Genomic DNA, 18,593 nt, shown 5'->3' with positions numbered 1-18,593 from the left:
ATTACTCGACGAATATAACTAATACTAAAGCCCGTACTGTGAGAATTGGTGGTTAAAAAAGCACTGTTATCTGTATTACTTACGCAAAATTAAATAACACTAACTCAACCAATATTTTCTTATTTGGATCATCCGGATTTTTAAACGAGAAAGTGAAATTTGTTTGTGCTCTTTGATTAACCAAACCTTCACACAGTTCATGTGCTAATATTGCGTTTCTCGATTTTTCTATTACATCGGTAAAATTCTTAGTATCACGATTGAAAATTACCAAAGCAACTTTTTCATCTCTCCAATTCACATAATTTGATAGTAACTGATTTAACCCATCAATTAGGTACTTTTCACCTTTCCATAATTTACACTCTGCAATAAAAAGATTATTCCCATTATTGTCGAACATTAAAATATCTGTTTTTCCGTTTCTATTAAAAACTTCACCTTTAGCAGAATGATTCTTTGAAATAGAGTTTAAGAAAGGAATAAAGTAATCTCTGTATCTTTCTTCATCAAAACGAACATTAAGAGATTTGAAACCTTCTAAATTTTTACCGAGAATATTCATATAATCAATAACTTGGTAAAATGCTTTTTCACTGACGCCAGTAACGGTTTGGTCAACGAATTGCGGATCAACAGGAGAACCATTAAAATAGTTTTCAAGTGTTAGAGCGACTTCATCTTGTGTTTCTTCTATTTCGTATAATTTTGATGGATATATTGTTAAGTCAATATTACCACTTTTTTGCTTCGTAACATTTGACTTATGTACTGAGGCTAATTGTTGTAAATGATTAGCAATATTTTCAGGATCAATTCCATCTTTTAGAAATACTTTTAAATATTTCTTTCCAAAAGTTTCTCTAATTTCAAATGTATAATTTTTGGGCATATCGTTAAAAATAGTATTGAAGGGAACTAGCCATAGCCTTGCAAAAGAGTGAACTTTATAAGATCGAACGTTCAATTTTGCACTTGCGTTAGCAGAACCATTTTTCGTTTTTGCTAAAATACAAAAAAGAGGAACCGAAAATGGTTTTTACGGATAAAAATCATGAATCATGATTCATGAATCTTGAATTAAAAAAAGAAAAACAAAAAGCAAGTGGTTTTTTCGAAATAGGGAGCCGAATCGTTTAAATTGCTCTTAACTTTGCTCTTTTGCCAAATTGCATGTTAGTAGCTGGAATGCTTATAATCTTCGTCTACGCTTTCTATATCCAATAATTGGAATTCCTCTCCATGAATATATTCCTCTATTTGATGAGTACAATGTTTGTCGATTTTCTCTTTCTTTTATTTGGTCTTGCTTTCTAAATTCATTTATGAATTCCTGAACTCTCAAAGTCCATTCACCATTTGTGGTTGTATTCAAAAAAGCTTTACGTGAGATTTCTGCAACTTTTGCATGTCTACCAACCTGTGGAAATAAACAGTAAAGATTATTTCGTAAATCTTCTGTATCATCTATTGAACTGTTTCCTCGAAAATCAAAGATTACAGGTACAGAACTTTTAAGCCAAGCTTCTGGAAAACAAAACTCTGGAAAACAAACCTCAAAAATCCCCGACTTTTCAGTTTGATGCACTTCACTAATTCCGTCTCTTTTCCATTCCTTTAAAAAACGAGGATAATCTCTTTTTAGTCGCGTGCCATCCACTATCCAAACCATGTTTTTATAAAACTGTTCTCGTGCAGTTCGCTCTTGAGGATTAATGTTCGAATGTTGAAACTCTATTACGAGGCTATGAGCGGTACGAACATCAGCAATATGTTTTTCTTTTGTTCCATTATCAAACAAAGATATTTCTTGCCAATCGGATGGATAATTGTTTTTCCAAGTTCGGTGCCACTCTGTTTCTGGTTCCCACCAATTGTCACAATCCGTTTTGCTTTTATGTGCCCAATGCCATATTTTTCGTGTACCACATTTTGCAATAACTGGCTTCGAACAACAACAACACAATCCGTTAAGTTTCGGTTGAGCTTCTGTCCGATTATTATCTATTAAAGCAAAGCGCATTTTTTATAGTCAGCTATCAATACATTGTTTTCACTTGCAAATTTACTCAAATAAAAATATCCTTAGGAATCGTTAAGGTAAAAACCAATAATAGCCAAGCGACTTTCTTTTGCTTCTTTTCTTTGGTCGCAGATGTGGAAAGAAAAAAAGTATTTACAAGGCAAAAGAAAATTTGATTTGCATCTTTATCAAACAAAATATAGTAATTATAATTTATTTAATACTTGCAGTCGGTGTATTAAATGCTCAAATAATTCTTTTGTAATGTCAAACTTTGACACATGTGGCAAATATTTATTTCTTATTAAGACTTCTGTAAATCCATCATTATTAGATTTAGTATCATCATTAATATTTCTAATACAGGCGTCTAAACAGTCAACAGCTTTAGCAAATTCAGCTTCTCGTGTGGCTCTTTTTTCATATTCACTGACAATTTTTTCAAATCTTAATTTATTAGGAATAAGTGTTTTGATTTTTTCTAATGCTTGTTCTTCTTTTTGATGTTTGAGTTTCATTTCCTCTGGATTATTGAATTTGGCATCTCCTGCATAAACTTCAACAATATCATGGTAAATTAAATACTCAATAACTTTTAATCTGTTTAATGGTTCTTCAACATAATCGATTAGAATATCCGCAATCAGCAAACAACTCCAAGAGTGTTCTGCTGTACTTTCTTTTCTTCCCTTTACATTGGTACCACGTTCAACATATTTTAACTTTTCTAATTCGGTTAATGCTATAATCAATTTTTCCATTCAATGTAAATTATCTATTAAATATCCTTTTATTACAAAAATATAAATTAAAGTTGCCTAACAGACACTGCTTAAACTAAACTGTAAAAATAACAAAAGGGATATTGTCGTCCATTTTTCTAACGGTTCAGATTGGTACGGTCACTGTTAAGATTATGCTTAACTCTAAAGCGAACGCAATGAGCATTCTTTATAGCCAGTTATTCATACATTGTATTTACTAGCAAATTTACTCAAATAAAAATATCACTAGGAATCGTTAAGGTAAAAACCAATAATAACCAAGCGGCGTTCTTTTGCTTCTTTTCTTTGGTCGCAGATGTGGAAAGAAAAGAAGTTCGCTAAAACAACGAAAGGGATACTGGAATATCCCTTCAAAAACAGATCGCAACCTGTTTGATAAAATGTGAAGTGAGGACGGTGCGTAGCCTTACATTTTGGCAAAGGGGTTGTACCGCTTAAATGCAAAAAGACTGCCCCGACCATCGGAGGGAGTGTCTTTTTGCGGCCCGATTTTGGCTATCGGGCGACTGGAATAGGCTGTGACCTAAAATCTTTCAGATTGAGAAAAAAACCTCTGTATTCGGTCAATCCATTACGAAATAAACCCCATAACAAAGAACTACCCATTTGAGCCAATGACGAATTGATATATAAATCCTGTTTTTCCAATGCTTCAGCTAAACTGCAACTTGGTGTATCGTCTTGCTGTTCGGACTGCTTTAACAAAGCACCAAATTCATCTGTAACCATTGGCAGATTAGCTACCGTTTCATATATATCGGAATTGGGTTGTTTTATATCTCCAATAGTTGATAACAATACTTGTCCTGTATATTGGCTGTTACCATAATCCAACCAGTATTTTGGTTTATGATGATAATATTTTCCGTTATCCAGTGCTTTTAATATTTCAGCAATACCAAATCTTGCCTTTACACTATCTACACAGGTAATAAAGATAGTAGCCTGTGCGTTTTCGGGAAGTTTGCCCAAACTGTCCTTTTCAAACTTCTGCGTTTCGGCTTTCCAATTTGTACCTGAAAAGCGGTTGGCTCGGTTGATTAGAGCAGCAGATTTATACAATCCTACTTCGCATTCTGCAAAACGCTGTCTGCCCAAATTAGCTTCCGTAATAACATCATCATCCCAAAGGCGAACGGACAATCCTGCGTGACCTAACGCAATCAAACTATGGTTCATTTCCATTAAGGCGGTCAAAACCTTTGAGCCTGTACCACCTGCACCGATAAGGTTTACCGATATAGGATTGGTTGCATTTATTAAACTATTGTCCGTAAAATGGACTTTTATTTTTTCGGTATTCATCGCAATATGTCTTTTAAGGTTAGATTACTTTTTGTCAATACTTCCATTGGAAAAGCTTCGCCTGTGGCAATTAAATTTTCCCAAAGGCTTACGCAATTTCCTTTTATCGGGTTATGACCGTGCATTAAATGACTGAAATAACTGTTAAAGAAAAAGCCTTCCCATTTGTTTGTAAATTCTTCCAATGAAGCGGTTTTCTTTATGCGTACATCTACTGTACCCATACATACATTGCCGTCCTCGTACACATTAAAAAAAGGAGCGTTGTAAAGCTTTGTTTTTATCGTAGGTCTTCTGCCATTTATTAAAGCGAAAACGGCTAAACCGCTTCGGTTCGCTACCCACAGCATAGGCGGTACATTGGCTTTGCCTTTGGGTATTCCCAGACTTTCAATAAAATACATTTCCCTTTGTGTGGCTTTGGTAAACCAAACCACTTTGTTTCCTGTCGGCTCAAAGTATAAAACCTGATTGCTCAATACTCCCTGCGGTTTCAATAGCGGTTCTTTTTCCTCTTTGGCGGTCTTCAAAGCCTTTGCCAATTGGTTCGCTTCTTTTACGGTCAAAGGGTGTGCATTAATGGGCATACCGTTTTTATCCATATCAAAATGCTCTACATAAGTATCGTTACCCTTTCCAGTAGTCTGATAAAATACCAATGCTGATTTTGGATAGTACAGCATTCCGAAATCCTGTGTTATATCGTTCATAGTTTTGTTTTTAAAAATTATTTAAAATGTAGGTCAGTTCGTTTATCATCGGTAACAAACGGTTTTCAAACTCCAATGTATTGGCGGTTATATCGCTTCCGTCAAACCGTTTGATAATAATCGGTTCTTCCATCTGTCCGTATTCCTGTAATTCGTTATTTACAGATTCTACTACATTATCCATTAGCCACCCTGTACCATCTGCACAGAAGGAAACATATTTCTCCATAGATATAATGTTTTCCATATCTTCTTCGTTGGCTTCGCCATTTGGTCGGGCATTGCGGAAGACGGTTGCATTGGGGTACTGCTCATAAATTGCATAGGCTTCCTGTGCTACTTTATAGCAATCAGCATCAATCTTATCTTTTGGTTTAAAGCGGTTTAAACGGTCTTTAAAGAGCCTTAAATTGGCTTCGTTATATATCTTCTGTTCCATACGGTCGCCAATCCATTCCGCTTGTGCAAATTCACTAAGATAGGTTTCTGTGTCTTCTCCATAATCGTCCTCTGTTACCCAATCTTTATGCATCTCATACATCCAGTACAGATAACTGCTTTCCTGTCTGTAATAGGGAATGTCGGCAATGTGGTACAGATAACTACAAACCGATATAAGCAGTTGAGCGGTATGTTTTCGCTTTGGGTCTTTCAACCAACGAAATAAGGGTACTACAGGAATATAATACAGCGTTGCACCTGTATTATATCTTTCCTCACTTGTAAAAAACACTTTCTTACTATCCTGTATCAGTTTGATTTCTTCCCAATCGCTTACTTTAAGTTTTAACTGTTCTTCTATATCTTTTAAAGCCAATGCGATATTGTACGGATATCCTAAAGCCTGCGTTGGTTTCGGAATGATACCGTAATGCTCTGCTAATTGAGAAAGGGAACGATAAAAATCCCTTTCCATTTTGATATTATCCCTGCAAGCCTGTACAGTTTCCGTTTCTTCCAGTCTTGGGAGAAACGAAGTTCTTAGAAAACCATTGGCAACATAGTTACTGGTACAGACTTTTGTTTGTCCTTTTGGATTTCGTTTGCGTCTTTCGGTCGTTGCATCCAGTTTGCGAACTCGCTCAACTGACGATGTAATTGCTTTTGCTTGGGTTCTTGGGGCATTTGGAATGTTCCCGATACGGTATGTCGTTGCATAAGTCATTGTTTTACTGTTTTGGTTTAACCTTTTGTTCCCATAGCACTTTCAAAGCGGTACTGTACGGTATCGTCTTTGATTTGTGGTGCTGATACTTTTGCGGTGGTCAGAATGGGGTATGTATTGGAATAAAAATTCATTACTGCCTGTACACTCCATTGCGGTTCGGGGTCGTTCAGTTTAATTTCCTGCCCCTTGTTATTTAATATGAAAACTCGTTGTAATTGCGTTGCTAATAACATAACATTTAATTTTTTGGTTAACACTTTTATTCTTCTTCACCTGCTTCATCAATGGGGTAATCCTCTGTAACTACAGTCGATTGTATCGGTTCGGGTGTTGTTTCTTCTGTTGCACCGAAAAGGCTCGGTGTGGCAAATTTGTCCGATAGTGAAGTTTTGCGTTTGCGTATGGCATCGGCATAGTCGGGAAAATCGGCAGGGTTCGGCACTTTCATCCACGCTTCACGGAATTTGCCCTCTTTTTCCAATTCGTCAGCCTTTGCCATAGCTTCTTTATACTTCTTGTCCCTGGCTTCTTTTTCTTTCTTCTCCTTATCGGCTTTTTCCTTTTCCATTGCCGATTGCTTTTTGACTTCCTCCATTTGTTTTAGAAACTTTTCCATATCTACCATCATGCCCGAAACGGTTTGTACTGGTGCGGTTATCTGCTCAAAAAATCCCTCGTCAAACTCCTGTGCGGTAGCATTGAATGTAAGGGGTGGAATAAGGTTTTTGGCGTTATCTCCGCACTCATCATTGTTAAGCATAACCGATACTATTAGCTTGGTTTCTGTTCCCTTTGAAATGTTCAGTTGCAATACTCCTGTAAAGTCCAACTGCTGTATCTGATTGAAAAAATTTGTATTCATCGTTCTAATTTTTTTGTTTGTCCTCTAATCGTTTTTTCTTTGCTGTCAGTTTATTGTACATATCTGTCCAATAAGCGTTCTGTCTTTTGTCGAACTCGGAGAAACTTTCGTCCTCGTGTCTGTAACCAGTGTACCGTTTGCTAATCTTTATGGCTTCATCAAGGTCAGTGACTTCGATAGAGCATCCGTTCAAATCCGTTACTTTCATGTTTAATAATATAAGGCTACCACCGTTTGCAAGGCGGTAGCCTGTGGTGTAATTAATTAAGTTGAAAAACCTCTTCACCGACTTTCTGAAAAGAGGTACACAGTTCAAATGCTTTCTGTGATTTGAGTTGAGCAGTACCGCCCATTACAATACTCTGTAACTTGGCTTCGTTGTCTTTGTAGCTTCTTACGTTCTGATAGTAGCCTGTTACTGCATTATATGCCCCGAACAATGTGCCTTTGGTGGTGTCCATTTGTTGGGTATCGCTTACCATTGCATAAGCAAAAGCATCTTCAACCACGTTTTTGAATACGGTGGAAACTTCATCTTCCGCACCTTTTTTCAGTAATTCCAATGTTTCCTTATTCGGACAAAGTGCCAGTTGGATTAGCTTTTTAACCTCTTGGTCTGATACTTTGACTTTCGTCCACTCATTGAAAATACCCTCTAACTGGTCGCTAAACTGGTTAGCCAATCCCATAACTTTATGAGCATTGTCCAAACGTTGTTTTGCTCCTGCGGTGTGCTTGATGCGTACCACATTGCTCATATTACGCAAAGAAGCGTTTAAGGTATTTTGGCAAACGATACGGATAGGTGTAAAAGCGGCTGTAATACTTCCGCTACCGTCGTGCGAAGTTGTTAGGAAGATGTATTTTTCTGTCACATCATCGCCATTGCCCACACGGATATAACTCGGCAATTTGGCTGTAATAAAAATGCGTTCCCCATTACCTAAAGCTCCTGCGGTTTCGTATAAAATACCGTCTGTACCGCCTACAATACTGTCAAAGAATGAAAAAGCATCCCTGTTTTGTACGATATGGTAGTCTTTACCCACCACACCCAATACGGCATTGTTATCGGTGCGTATGTTGGCGAAATAGTTATGTACTTCCAGTTCGCTACTGCCTATCTCTATGCCGTTAGTGGTTTCGATAATACCCGAACCTTTGGTAAAGAGTGGAGATTTTACCACTTCATAATCTAACCCTGCGTGTCTGATAGCCTGCTCGCTTGTCGGATAATCCTGTACGATTTGCCCCAAACCGTGCCACGCTTTTTCCTTTACACTAAAGAATGAGTAACGTCCTGTCTTGCTGTTGAAATTGATATTATGTGCCATGATATTGAAATTTTAAAAGTTTGAAAAATGAATATTTGATTGTTGTTAAAATGGTAGGTCGTCTTTGGTCTGCTCCGCTGTAACCTTACCTTTGTTATTATTAGTAGCCTGTACGGTTTCTGTTTTCCTGCTACCTCCGTGCAGTTTGATTTGTGAGGTATGAAAATTCAGTCCTGCTTTTGGCTCTCCGTCATTTCCTGTCCACGCTCTTGTACTTACTCTGCCTGTTAGTTCTACCAGTGTGCCTTTTGTGAGTAGTCTGGCTACGTTGGGAGTTATCCAGTACGAGCAGTCGAAATAGGTGGTTTGCTCTATGCGTTCGCCCTGCTTGTTTTTGTAGCTGTCGTTTGTTGCTACTGAAAAGTTTACTACTTGTTTGTCCTGTGACGTTGTGCGTACTTCCGCATCCCTTGTCAATCTTCCTGTGATGTTCATGATTTTCGATTTTTACGTTGTTAAATTCCTGTTTGATTTTTTTTGATTTGATTTATTCGGCAATGAGAGGAGGTGCTTGTTTTCGTTTCACTTTTTCCATTTCCAATGCTGATATTTTTCATTTCTGACATTTTTTTTATTCGTGTAAAGAGCCGGAGTATGCTTTGTTTCGTTTCACGAGCATAAAAGGTTAGTGTTTAGCAGCAGCAAGGTTTTGTCAAAAAAATACGACCCGTATGGGTGGAGATTATTTTGCAAACCCGGAGGGCATGATCTTGCTGTTGCGTTAAGAACACTGAAATACCTTTGCTCTTGAAATGGGACAAAAACAGCATACCGGTTCTTGGATAAAAAATAATGTGGAAGCCATTGGAAAAGGCATTGAGCAAATGGCTGATTAGATTAGAATACAGGCATCACCTGCACGAATTTTAAACTGTTTTCTTAAAACTCGTGGCTCCTAAGAGTCACTTAAAAGAGAGATGGAAAAACAATGTTTTGGAAGTAGACAGGCATTTTGGAATTTGTCTTTTTCAAGAATATCCAGTGAAGCTCTTTTATGGTAGGATATGGGGAGGGTAAATGTGCTTTACGGATTTGTAGAGGAAAAAAAACCGAGGTTTATCGACCTCGGCTCAGTTATAATAGGTAATGTTTACACAAACTTGAAAATGTGTTCATGAATAAGATTTGTTTGCCCTACACTATGTAAATTTTGGTACGCATAAATAATAGCAGCAAGATGGTCTTTATTACAGCAGACGACATACTTTTTTGCCTGATGAAACATTGCTAAATCTTTATTTACATAAAAAGCTATACTGTTGACCTTCTTGTTACCCGAGTCACTGCAAATGAAAGTTTCTTTATTACCTAGAGGTAAAATGAAGTTCCCAAAATCTTCTATATCGGAACGTTTGCTTTCAATAATTGGTGAATCTCCTAGGATAGATGTAATTATCTCATTTGAATCAATATAGCTGTTCTGATGTAATTTTGATAATTTATCTTCTGCTATTTCATAATTATTATAGAATGGTAAGAACGGAAAGATTAGTCGTTTTGTACGGTTGAAAATTTCAGAATTGAGTAGATGCTCGATAGCCTCCGTATTTTGAGAGCCATCATCATTTATGGCCTTTATCGAGATCGGTAATTTATCGTATGTATACTGTCTATCTTTATCATAGAACAGTTCATCATTAACGGGTAATCGCCATTTTAATGAAGAAACCATTACAAGTAAAGAAGTAAGCCCTTCTTCAGTGATATTTTTAGTCGCAATTATTTCTGTCAGATCACGGGAAAATTTTTCGTCAAGTTCAGCATACAACTTTTCAAGATTATCGTTTGCTGTTCCGCCAAAATCAAGGATATTCCTATTCATCTCAAAGAATATAGATTTGGGGCTTCTCTTTTCCTTTGCAAAGGTTTTTTTTTCTTTATCATACAGATAAAGCATATTGTCCGAATCAGCAAATTTCTTGATAAGGAACTGCGGAATATAATGATGACGTCTTGAAATACCCATATCTAACTATTCTTTTGTTTAAGGTCATCCAACTCTTTAAGATATGGGCCATATAGGTTCAATTCGTTAAGAGCAAGCCTGAATACTATACCGTTAATAGGGGGTGGAGTAAATTTTTCAAGATTGTCGCACTCAGGATCGCCGTCAGGGAAGCTATATTTTGCTTTCTGGTGTGCAGGTCTTGATGCGATTCGGTTTGTCCTTATACTTTCAAAAATTTCATAGGTAGCCAATATCAATACGGTAGCTTCACCGAAAGTGGTCAATTTATCAATATAAAAAAACTGCTTGTCTTTTAGTATAACAGGAGGTGTAAAAAGGTTTATTATTCTTGAAAGTTCAAGAAGAAACTTTTGTTTGTAACTAATAGTATCCTTACCGTTGGCAAAGAAGGGTCTAACAAAATAAAAGAAGTCATTTTCTTTTAGTTTTTGTGCCATATAAAATTTATCGTAATAATATTTCAATGCCTGTGAGATATGTATACGTCCTTGTTCGTATGTTAGATCGGCAAAGTCCTTAATGTTTTTAAGAACATCATTGTACTGAGGTACTTCTAAAAAATTAGTAAGCAAATATATTTCGGGATTCTCCTGAAATTGTTCATAGCCACCATCTTTTAATTTTTCAAGTATATCAATTAAAATCACTGGCGGGTTTGATGAGTTCAAGGCAAAGTATGCAATAAGAATTTTCTCAAATGCCGGGGCCCTTTTAATCCCGTAAAACGAAAGCAATTCATCAAAGAAACCATAAGGATAAAAGGGTCTTCGACTAAGCATACTTGGGTTAATATCCGATAAATTGTTCTCATACATATACTCGTCAATTGTAGAACTCAGAAACTCATCAATAGCACCAAATGTTAAGTAAAAGCTATTAATATTAATAAGTTCTGTTGTATATATCTTAATCAGAATCCTCGCTCCACTATACTTAACACCATTTACAACGACTTCCATTGGTTTTTCGGTTCGTTCTATCGATGCTATACCAAATTTTTTACTAGGCGTTTTATCAGTTTCTTCGACCACATTATAGTCAATATCATCCTCATTCAATATGGCTGTTATCTCGTTCCAATAATCTACCATATTCTTACAGCTTTCAAAGGTGTTACTGTTTATTGGATAAGCGTTAAGCCCTTCTTTTGACGTCAAGATGGTTGATGCTCGGAACCTATCACAAAAATTAAGGTTAAATTGACGTATTCCAGAGAATGTAGCAATGTTGGTAAGGTAGTGGTAGTATTCATGAATGAATATAGATTGCTCTTGACCGATTTGTAGGTCAGTTATAAAAGTGGTTAAGTTATCAATATCAAATCCATCTAGGCAGATATAAAATCTGTCAGGGTAGTATTTTATTTTAGTCAAGTCAATTTCTGCCATTTTATAAGGATTTTTTAACGACACTATAGGTCAAGTTTGTTTTGTAAATATAAAAAATAACAGGTGGCTTTAATTTGCATAAAGAGGTAAATAAAAAAGCAGAATTATAAAATCCTGCTTTTCAATAAATATTACACCATTAAGTGACCAGTTCTAATTCATCTTCAACTATTATGAAATCGGGCTGTGAAGGCGTATCTGGTTCCATTGAAATGAATGCTGTTTCCAGAGAAGCAAATTTCGGAGAAACCAAATCCATATCCTTGCTGATCTTCTGACTTGTAATCTTAGCATAAATCTGAGTGGTAGAAATATTCTTATGTCCCATCATCTTACTAAGGCTTTCAAGAGGTACTCCCTCTGTTAAAAACATTGTTGCAAAAGTATGTCGTGCCGTATGGAACGTCACTTTTTGTTCAGTGACAATTTCAGCTTCTTCAATCAGTTTAGCTACATGATTATTACATGTTGCATTGGATGGAACTGGAAATATGAAATCATTTCTTGTAATACCTCTGTATTTTTCAATGATCCGTTTGGGAATTTCCATCAAACGAACATTTGATGCAACATCCGATTTCTTTCTTCGGCTGATAATCCATTGATGACCGTCAAAGAAGGATTGAATGTTGCTCCACTTTAGCTTTTTAACGTCAATGTAAGACAACCCTGTAAAGCAACTAAAAATGAAAATGTCTTTAACCAGTTCATATTTCGGCTTAGAGGGTTTTAAGAATAACAATTTTTCCACAGCCTCCTTCAAAAGATAGCTACGATCAGTTTCCTGCATGCTTATTTCGTAATCCTCAAATGGATTTTGACGTATCAATCCTTTTTTAATAGCTAGGTCAGCTAAAGCTATAACAGGCATTGTATAAACCCATACCGTATTGTGTGTACATTCTTTATCAATGCGAAGGAAAAAATCGAACTCCCTGATAAAATCAGATGTAAGCTCACGAAAAGCCATATCATCCCGATGATACCTAGCTTTTATAAATTCCGTCAGATGATTGAAAACAACTTTGTACTTATAATAAGTGTTTGACGAGCGCTTACCTTTTGCCACCATTTTTTCAAAATCCTCATTTTGTTCTTTGAAAACTTTGAGTACTGCATCATCCATCACACCGACACCTAAAAAAGAGAGCTTAACTTTCTGTGAAGTAGCAAAACCTTCATCTTTAAGCATATCATCATAAATCTTATTGATACGTACACGAATTTTATCCAATTTTTGATTGGTAGTTAGTGCTGTTGTGCTTTTTCCCTGTACGCGTCCGTGTTTTAAATCCCAAGTATTGGGATCAATTTCCAGTTTGGTTCCAAAAGTTTTTGGTGTACCATCAATAGTAATACGTCCCATTACAGGTACATTACCATTTTTTTTGGGTTCATTTTTCTTCAAGTAAAACAATAGCTTGAAAGTGGATCTTTTAACTGTCTCCATAACTCAAAATTTTAATGTTTAAAATTAAATTTTAGCGAGTTACAAGGAAAGATAAAAAAGAGTGCAAAATGCTGAAATATAGCTAATTATACTATCTTGTACAATCCAAAACAGGTAATGATTTAGTAACCTATCTCTGTCTTTTTAAGCCCAAAACCTGATGTACACTACCTTCCAAATTCAGACCGTCAATTTATAAACTACTGCATAGTAACGGTTTTAACCGTTTTTCTTAATTTTACTTTTGTTCAATCTTTTTTTAAAAAAAAAGAAGAGCCTCTCCGGCTTGAGGAGTAATAAGATGCCCTACCGGCATAGAGGCATAGAAGCTTATTGCTTCAAAAGAAAAAAATTCGTGATGGACGGAACTTGCGTACCGCAGGTAGTCTTGTAGCTCGTGTTCAAGTGCTAATCGAAAAGTTCCTACTTATTATTTTGAGATACGAGCCGAAGGCTCGCACCAGCGAAGGTGTTTTAGAAACTGCGCTGTTTACCTTACTACTTCTGCCTATCCTTAACCGGCTTATGTCGCCTGAGGAATATTTGCAATCTGTACAAACTTGCCTTCTGTACAGCCCATCCCATGCAAAAATTCCTAGCGACAAGGTTATCAACAAGTTGATGAGCTCACTACGTTCGGTTTTGCTTCCTTTTGGCTTCAAAAGGAAGATGCCCTGCCGGCATAGAGGCATAGAAGCTTATTGATTCAAAAGGAAGATTTTCATGATGGCCGGAACTTGCGTACCGTAAATAGTCTTCTAGCTCGTGCCCAAGTGTTAAACGAAATGTTCTCTTATTATTTTGGGATACGAGCCGAAGGCTCGCACCAGCGAGGGGTTTTAGAAACTGTGCTGTTCACCTTACTGCTTCTAGCTTTGCTTAACCGACTTATGTCGCCTGAGGAATATTTGCAATCTGTACAAACTTGCCTTCTGCACAGCCCATCCCGTGCAAAAATTCCTAGCGACGAATTTTTTGCTTCTTTTTTAAGGAAAAAAAGAAGAGCCTCTCCGGCTTGAGGAGTAATAAGATGTCCTGCCGGCATAGAGGCATATCTCTTTAACATTACAACATCAACTTCACGCCGCCATAGAAATTGCGTGTAGGGGATGGGTTGAAAAACCGATTACCGAACGCATTGATATCATTGCCTAAGCTGTATTTCTCATTCAAAAGATTGTCTGCTCCAACAAACAATTGAATTCCTAACTTCCCTTGAAGCGGTAAAGTAACACCTGCTTTTACCTGCAACAGGTCATATTTCTTTGCTTCCACCGTATTGGCATCATTCAGTGGCATGCTCGATACATGGTTATGCAAAAGATGTATAAAAACACCTTGTGCAAAGGAAGCACTCAGTGTATTGGCCACCGTCCAATCGGGCACAGCTGTCACTTTATTTCCACTATAGTCCTTTCCGGCGAGCTCATAACGTTCAAATTTGTAAAACTGTCGTGCTACAGCCCCTTGATATGTTAGATCCCGCATCCATCCGTGCGTCTGCGGCTTTAAAATATGCACATTAACAGAAGCTTCTATCCCCTTTTGATCCATTTTCCCTGCATTGACATAGAAGTCAGCCCCATTTGCATCCAGCTGTCGAATAATACCATTATCCATCTGGTAGCTGTAGAATGCCAAGTCCGCCATAAAGCGGCGGTTACGACTCTCCCACCGTATCCCCGTTTCATAGTTCGTCCCTGTCTCTGCGTCCAGCGCCGTATTTACTTGCTTATCGGACGAACGCACTTCCGCAATAGTCGGTGTCGAATAGCCTTTCGATATGGAAGCACGTAACGCCAAGTTATTCGTCAGCAGGAAGGAAGACGCCAGACGTGGCATCCATATGGCATCAAATTCTATATCTCCCGTTCCATTAGCCACGGTAGGAAAAAGCTGTTCATAGGCAATACTTGCCTTATTCAACCCCAACGATCCCTCTACTGTCCAGCGGTTGTAAAACTTAGCCATCGCACGGTAGAAAAAGCTGTATTGATTATTATCCAGCTTATCCTTCGCCTGCTCTGCGCCCTGCACCCCTTTATTGTTATCGTAGTTATTGATCTTGTTCCATCCCTTCTGCCCCTCAAACCCCAGCTGCATCTCCCATTGCACGGAGCCCTGATCACGGCCGACATACGATACGAACGTACGCATCCCTAGATTCCGCTCATCCCGCACCTCGTAGTTGGTCATAAACGGATTTTCAAAGTCCGTTGTAGAACCAAATACACTCACATGATGTGTCAACTTATCGGAAAGCTGCCACTGGTGTGCAACTCCTCCATAGAAAGTTTTATTATAAATCCCAGCCTGCTGCTCGCGTGCCCCAGGCGTCGCACCTGCCGCCGGTCGTGCTTGCCGTGGATTTTCCGCCATCTGTGCTGCAGTTAATCCACCTGGTGTGCGGTACCCCAGATCACTGTATAATGCAAAGACACGCAACTCCGCTTGCGGACTATAGCGCCATTGATGCGCTGTTTGGAATGCTTTTTTATTAAGGGACGAATTTTCGCGGTACCCATCCGAGCGTACAAATGCCTGATCAAATGAAAAATTATAGCGTTCATTCGCTTTATGCTGTATGGATAACTGCTCTTGAAAAAGACCATACGCTCCCCCCGTTACGTTCAATTGCATTTGATTTTCTTGCACATCAAACCCTTTGGGTTGTAAGCGTACCACGCCGCCTGAATTAGCACCGTACAACGATCCATCCGGACCTTTTAAGATATGAATAGAAGCAACGCCTAATGGATCAATCAGATTGAGGTAGGTATTTCCCCCCGCATCGGTTAGTGGGAATTCGTCCATATAGATCTTCACATTGCGCACCCCAAAAGGAGAACGTATCATACTTCCACGGAGTGCCAAACGATAGCTTCCCGGCGACCGTTCTTCCATGCGCAAACCCGCTACTGTATTTAAAGCCGGAAGCAATGTTATTGTTTGCTGTCGCTCGACCTGCTCACCCGAGATTGCACTGGCCGACGAAGTCAAACCCAACAACGGTTGTTTGCTGAAGTAAGCCTGAACTTCCACACTTTTAATCCGGGTGGTATCCGCTTGCGCTTGTGCACAAACAAAAGGTATAGAAGAAACGGCTGTTAGAAGAAGCGCGAAGCGTAAGGTACGATGCATAATATATGGTAATGGATATGCTTCGAAGATAGTAAAATATCTTAAAAAGCCTCGTTCAGGCCTAAGAAAAGTCCACGTTGACCAAACTTTCCGAAAGCATAGTCGATACAAAGATTTGTTCGCGTAGCTTTATTGAACAACAAGCGTAACCCTGTCCCTCCAGCTGGCTGCCAATACCGAAAAAGTTTGGTTCCCATCTGGTCGTCTGCCGTCTGTACATTCGCGAAGACCACACCACTTAAAAACTGGTTGCGTAAAATCGGAAAGCGATACTCGACTTCGGAATAGAAAAATGAATTTCCCTTAAAGTATCCATTGGTATATCCCCGACCGCTCCGTGCGTACACATCTTTACCGGTTCCCGGCAGGTCGAGGTAAGCTAGATTGCCATGTATATTATATGAACCCCAATGCCAGAAAGCTAGGACATGGTTGGGTCGTGTATCTGACAGCGACCAATATTTACGAAAATCTGTTTGTAGTTGATACGTGTTACGTGGGCTCCCCATCCACGACTGGCCCATGCGTAGAACCACATCGGTGTAAATCCCTTTGTACGCACTGTTGGGATTGTCGCGCGTCATGTATTGCAGGTTAAACATCAGTCCGTTATTGTTGTAATTCCCGGCGCTGTATTTATTCCAATTGCTGTAGATCTCCAATGGCGTCATCTCGTGATCACCTAAGGTCTTTATGTTTCGCTTTAGCTCGACGAATACACCTGCTCCCACAAACATCCCGGGAAGCAACTGTTTATATATACGTTCATTTAATCCATATATAGTATATTCATTCACATAACGCATGCGGTCGGCGTTGTTAAGAACCTGCTCCTCCGCATTGGGATCGTGCAGCACATTACCAATACCGAGACCGTAATCCAGTCCCACCATTTTTGCCACATGGATCCCCCCTTTGAGGTTCCATTTATTTTCTCGCGTATAGATATCATGCGCAAGGTATCCGACCAGAATTCCCCGTGTAGTATAGTTAAATGCTGTCGCAAAGATAGACATTGTGGTATTTTCTCGGGGGCCAAGCTGAATACCGCCTACCACTTTTGCACCGATCTGAAAACCAATACTTGGATTATAGTTGATGTTGGGAAGAATGGAAATACCGGAACGTTTTTTACTTATTTTCCGGGATGTATCGCGACGAATGAAGCGACCGATATCCTTAAAGCCGTCTCCAATATCATAGAGGTGATCAAACGTATACACCGTGTCTTTATGATGAGCTGTAACCGTATCTTTCAATAGCACATTTTGTCCCTTAATGGTACATAATGGAAGACAGCATAAAAGAGCGATTACATATTTTATCATACTAGGCTTCGTTCGTATTATTTTTTAGCTATACGTTATTTTTATTTCATCGCTAAGATAGGGGTTTGTTAGTTAACATGGTGAGCTGTGCCATAAAAAAATCCCCAACTGTTGATTGGGGATTTTTCTATATTGTTACAGGGAAAAACTATCCTTCCTTCGGTGCCATACCGAACATGGCTACCAATTTATTGTCTTTATACAGGTTGAATGTTTGTTCTGCAATATCGTAGCGCAAACCTGGCGTATTCAATATAGCATGCAATTCACTCTCCATATTCAAGTCTGGACAAGCCATCTCTGTACTGGCAATCTGAGAAAAAGTAACTTTATCTGCCGACATCTTATAAGCACCTCCAAATCCGTTGCACCCTCCATTGCCGTGTACTCGATTCATTTTCGTATCAAATTCGATATAGGCACGACTATTATTTACGGTCTTACCATTAAGCTGAATCAGCTTCCAGCGGTGTTTACCCAAAAATGTTTGTGCACTGTTTACCGGTACTTTTTCTTTCTTCAAAATTTTGATGAGCTGATACTCATATTTTGAAGCATCGGCCGGTACATGGGTGCGTTCAATACGTTTAACTTTCAGGGTGTAACGATAGCCTTCCTCGTGTTTAAAATTCGTGATACCACTATAGAAGTATTGCCAGTCGTCGCTTTCCTTGTATTTTACTTGCAAACATTTCATCGGCCCCACACCGGTACAGTCGACTTTATCTTCCTTCACCACCATAGTTATCACCTCTACATTTCCTTTCCCCTTTCTGTCCGCAATGCGGTTCATAGGTTTTTGGTTTAGTATACGTACAACCTCGTACTTATAACTCGGTGCATCGGCAGGTACATTTTCCAGTTTGGTCCGTTTCACCAATACACGGTAACGTGTCCCTTCCTGATAGTCGAAATTTGCAATCGGGGCATAAAAAAACTCCCAATCTTTACTATTGTGATACTTGACCAAATAGCAAGACATCTTTCCGACACCCGTGCATTCCCCCTTATTCTCTTTGATCTGCATCTTAAACACATTACTCTGCGCAGATAGTGAAGCTGTTAGCAGCACCATGCAAAAAACCATAATGGTTTGAATAGTCTTTTTCATATATATTATTTTATGAATA

General features: G+C 38.5%; 17 protein-coding genes. All 17 read right to left on the bottom strand.

Annotated elements, in window-relative coordinates; genetic code table 11:
• Nucleotides 1-79: 79 nt before the first annotated feature.
• A complete protein-coding gene (locus tag B9Y69_RS00475) occupies nucleotides 80-892 on the bottom strand; it encodes a hypothetical protein (RefSeq protein ID WP_058699741.1) in 813 nt (270 codons plus the stop codon).
• 300 nt (nucleotides 893-1,192) lie between these two features.
• The gene (locus B9Y69_RS00470; protein ID WP_058699740.1) at nucleotides 1,193-2,023 is read right to left on the bottom strand and encodes a competence protein CoiA; all 831 of its coding nucleotides are present in this window, start codon (nucleotides 2,021-2,023) and stop codon (nucleotides 1,193-1,195) included.
• Between the two features lie 206 nt (nucleotides 2,024-2,229).
• The gene (locus B9Y69_RS00465; protein WP_058699739.1) at nucleotides 2,230-2,784 is read right to left on the bottom strand and encodes an HD domain-containing protein; all 555 of its coding nucleotides are present in this window, start codon (nucleotides 2,782-2,784) and stop codon (nucleotides 2,230-2,232) included.
• A gap of 519 nt (nucleotides 2,785-3,303) precedes the next feature.
• On the bottom strand, nucleotides 3,304-4,113 hold the full coding sequence (locus B9Y69_RS00460; protein WP_058699738.1) for a PRTRC system ThiF family protein: 810 nt from the start codon (nucleotides 4,111-4,113) through the stop codon (nucleotides 3,304-3,306).
• Nucleotides 4,110-4,823, bottom strand: coding sequence for a PRTRC system protein B (locus tag B9Y69_RS00455; protein WP_058699737.1), 714 nt, complete (start codon nucleotides 4,821-4,823; stop codon nucleotides 4,110-4,112). Before B9Y69_RS00455 ends, B9Y69_RS00460 begins: the two co-directional genes overlap by 4 nt.
• 10 nt (nucleotides 4,824-4,833) lie before the next feature.
• Nucleotides 4,834-5,988: a hypothetical protein gene (locus B9Y69_RS00450; protein ID WP_058699736.1), complete on the bottom strand. Its 1,155-nt coding sequence runs from the start codon at nucleotides 5,986-5,988 to the stop codon at nucleotides 4,834-4,836.
• A gap of 17 nt (nucleotides 5,989-6,005) precedes the next feature.
• The gene (locus B9Y69_RS00445) at nucleotides 6,006-6,224 is read right to left on the bottom strand and encodes a PRTRC system protein C (protein WP_058700045.1); all 219 of its coding nucleotides are present in this window, start codon (nucleotides 6,222-6,224) and stop codon (nucleotides 6,006-6,008) included.
• 26 nt (nucleotides 6,225-6,250) lie between these two features.
• Nucleotides 6,251-6,853: a PRTRC system protein E gene (locus tag B9Y69_RS00440; protein WP_058699735.1), complete on the bottom strand. Its 603-nt coding sequence runs from the start codon at nucleotides 6,851-6,853 to the stop codon at nucleotides 6,251-6,253.
• 4 nt (nucleotides 6,854-6,857) lie between these two features.
• Nucleotides 6,858-7,061, bottom strand: a complete 204-nt coding sequence (locus B9Y69_RS00435) for a hypothetical protein (RefSeq protein WP_058699734.1) — start codon at nucleotides 7,059-7,061, stop codon at nucleotides 6,858-6,860.
• A gap of 52 nt (nucleotides 7,062-7,113) precedes the next feature.
• The gene (locus B9Y69_RS00430; RefSeq protein WP_058699733.1) at nucleotides 7,114-8,187 is read right to left on the bottom strand and encodes a DUF932 domain-containing protein; all 1,074 of its coding nucleotides are present in this window, start codon (nucleotides 8,185-8,187) and stop codon (nucleotides 7,114-7,116) included.
• Between the two features lie 45 nt (nucleotides 8,188-8,232).
• The gene (locus tag B9Y69_RS00425; RefSeq protein WP_058699732.1) at nucleotides 8,233-8,622 is read right to left on the bottom strand and encodes a single-stranded DNA-binding protein; all 390 of its coding nucleotides are present in this window, start codon (nucleotides 8,620-8,622) and stop codon (nucleotides 8,233-8,235) included.
• 655 nt (nucleotides 8,623-9,277) lie between these two features.
• Entirely contained in the window at nucleotides 9,278-10,153 is an 876-nt protein-coding gene (locus tag B9Y69_RS00420; protein ID WP_058699731.1) for a DUF4238 domain-containing protein, read from the bottom strand.
• A 2-nt stretch (nucleotides 10,154-10,155) separates the two neighbouring features.
• Nucleotides 10,156-11,544: a hypothetical protein gene (locus B9Y69_RS00415; protein ID WP_058699730.1), complete on the bottom strand. Its 1,389-nt coding sequence runs from the start codon at nucleotides 11,542-11,544 to the stop codon at nucleotides 10,156-10,158.
• 139 nt (nucleotides 11,545-11,683) lie between these two features.
• Entirely contained in the window at nucleotides 11,684-12,994 is a 1,311-nt protein-coding gene (locus B9Y69_RS00410) for a site-specific integrase (protein ID WP_058699729.1), read from the bottom strand.
• A 1,065-nt stretch (nucleotides 12,995-14,059) separates the two neighbouring features.
• Nucleotides 14,060-16,135, bottom strand: coding sequence for a TonB-dependent receptor (locus B9Y69_RS00405; protein WP_085471116.1), 2,076 nt, complete (start codon nucleotides 16,133-16,135; stop codon nucleotides 14,060-14,062).
• Between the two features lie 41 nt (nucleotides 16,136-16,176).
• Nucleotides 16,177-17,463: a BamA/TamA family outer membrane protein gene (locus B9Y69_RS00400; RefSeq protein WP_085471115.1), complete on the bottom strand. Its 1,287-nt coding sequence runs from the start codon at nucleotides 17,461-17,463 to the stop codon at nucleotides 16,177-16,179.
• Nucleotides 17,464-17,611: 148 nt separating this feature from the next.
• The gene (locus tag B9Y69_RS00395; RefSeq protein ID WP_085471114.1) at nucleotides 17,612-18,574 is read right to left on the bottom strand and encodes a DUF4377 domain-containing protein; all 963 of its coding nucleotides are present in this window, start codon (nucleotides 18,572-18,574) and stop codon (nucleotides 17,612-17,614) included.
• Nucleotides 18,575-18,593: the final 19 nt, after the last annotated feature.

This window comes from Sphingobacterium psychroaquaticum, from assembly GCF_900177625.1.
In the GTDB taxonomy this organism is placed as follows: domain Bacteria; phylum Bacteroidota; class Bacteroidia; order Sphingobacteriales; family Sphingobacteriaceae; genus Sphingobacterium; species Sphingobacterium psychroaquaticum.
This window is presented reverse-complemented; position numbering and strand designations above follow the sequence as displayed.